The organism is Kitasatospora sp. NPDC051705 (assembly GCF_044453265.1).
Taxonomy (GTDB): Bacteria; Actinomycetota; Actinomycetes; order Streptomycetales; family Streptomycetaceae; genus Kitasatospora.
Genome location: NZ_JBITCO010000064.1, coordinates 1 through 1,757 on the forward strand (window position 1 = coordinate 1; position 1,757 = coordinate 1,757).

Annotated in this window: 3 protein-coding genes; 2 read left to right on the forward strand and 1 reads right to left on the reverse strand. The window is 78.5% G+C overall.

Annotation, left to right across the window (positions count from 1 at the left end; all coding sequences use genetic code 11):
* Positions 1-341: AMP-binding protein (locus tag ACIA8Q_RS33805; protein WP_396318310.1), on the reverse strand; the 341-nt coding region annotated here is incomplete at its 3' end.
* A 167-nt stretch (positions 342-508) separates the two neighbouring features.
* Between ACIA8Q_RS33805 and ACIA8Q_RS33810 the strand changes: the two genes are divergently transcribed.
* Complete coding sequence (locus ACIA8Q_RS33810; RefSeq protein ID WP_360222453.1) at positions 509-1,180, forward strand: AAA family ATPase; 672 nt, start codon at positions 509-511, stop codon at positions 1,178-1,180.
* On the forward strand, positions 1,177-1,575 hold the full coding sequence (locus ACIA8Q_RS33815; RefSeq protein WP_360222456.1) for a hypothetical protein: 399 nt from the start codon (positions 1,177-1,179) through the stop codon (positions 1,573-1,575). The genes ACIA8Q_RS33810 and ACIA8Q_RS33815 overlap by 4 nt, the downstream gene beginning before the upstream one ends.
* Positions 1,576-1,757 lie beyond the last annotated feature (182 nt).

The following is a 1,757-nucleotide window of genomic DNA, read 5'->3' on the forward strand; positions in this document are numbered from 1 at the left end:
CAGCCCACCGGATCGAACACCAGCGCCGAGGTGCCGGCGAAGCCGGCCAGTTCCACCAGCTCCGCGAGCGGCGCGTCCGGATGGAGCACCGCCACCCGGCACCCCAGCAGGTTGGCCGCCGGCCGCACCAGGAGTGCCTCCGGCCGGTTCCCGGACAGCACCGTCACACCGTCACCGCGTCCGAGCCCCGCCGCCGCCAGCGCCCGCGCCGTCCGGTACACCGCGTCCAGGCACTCCCGCGCCGTCAGCGCCGCCTCGCCGAACCGGATCGCCACCCGCCCGGGATCCCGCTCCAGCCCCGCCAACACCAGTGCGGTGTACGTCGGTTCCGCCTCCGCCACGCTCCAGCCTCCTGTCCGGTGGTCCGTCAGCCTAGGGCGTGGCGGCGGGTCCGGCGGCGTGATGCGGCGGATGCCGCCACCGCCGGGCCCGGGGGCGGGGCACCCGGCGGGAGCGGCGGGCGGCCGGATGTTGTTAGGGTTCGCGGTCGGACACGGACGGGGGACGGGTGAGCACCAGCATGGACACGGCCGAGGCGCCGGGCGGGTACGGCGCCGAGCGGCGGCCGCGCGGCGTCGTCGACCTGCGGGGCGAGGCCGGGGAGGCCTTCACCGTGCGCTACCCGGCCGGCGCGGTGGTCGTGGTGTCGGGCCTGCCCGGCGCGGGGAAGAGCACGCTGCTGCGGCGGTGGTCCGGCGCGGGCGCGGTGCCCACCGTCGATCCGCGCACCGTGCACGAGGCCTGCGAGGCCGTCATGCCCGCGAGCCTGCCGTACGCGGTCTACCGGCCGTGGGCCCGGCTGGAGCACTTCCGGCTGCTGCGCTCCTCCGTCCGGCGCGGCGGCCCGCTCCTGGTGCACGACTGCGGCAGCCGGGCCTGGATGCGCCGCTGGCTGGCCCGGGAGGCCGCCCGGCAGGGCCGCCTCCTCCACCTGGTGCTGCTCGACGTCGGCGCGGCCACCGCCCTCGACGGCCAGCGGGCCCGCGGCCGGCACGCCTCCGCCCGGGCCTTCGCCCGTCACCGCCGGGGCCTGGACCGCCTGTTCGCGGCCTTCACCCGGCACGTCCGGACCGGCGCGCCGACGCCCACCCCGGAGGCCGCGTCCGTCCTCCTGCTGGACGCGGTCTCCCGCTCCCGCGCTGCCGAGGTGCGGTTCGGGGAACCCCCGGCCGGCCGATGAACACGCACGCCCACCCCTTCGTCGGCGACTTCCGCGAGCTGGAGCGCGGACGGCCGGACGGCCCCTCGCTGCGGGACGCCGTCAGGGCCGAGGCGCCGGAGTACGAACGCGAGCTGCTCGCGTACCTGGAGGGCGGCTCGGTGCTGTTCGCCACGCCCAGCGCCGTCCCCGACGTGCTCGGCGCCCCCGGCGCCGTCATCGGCGGGCTGCACCTGTGCACCGACGGGACCTGGCTCTGGTACTCCGACCTGGCCCATGACGTGCGGCAACACCACGTGGCCCTCGACCCGGCCTTCCTCGCCCACGCCCGGGGGAACGGCTGGACCGTCCCCGCCCTCGACGACGACGCCCTGGACGCGATGCTGACGGCCCTGTTCGGGGACGAGGCGGGCTGACGCGACCGGGGCCGTGCCGTTCGGGGCCGGCGCCTACGGGCCCTCCGGGGCCGGCTCCGGGGAGAGCGGCGGCCGCCCGGCGAGGAGGCCGTGCTCGCCGCCCTGGCCACCGCCCTGCTCGCGGTGCTGGCCTTCCCGGTGCGCGCCGCCGTGCTGCTCTCCGGCCCCCGGGGCGCGGGCGG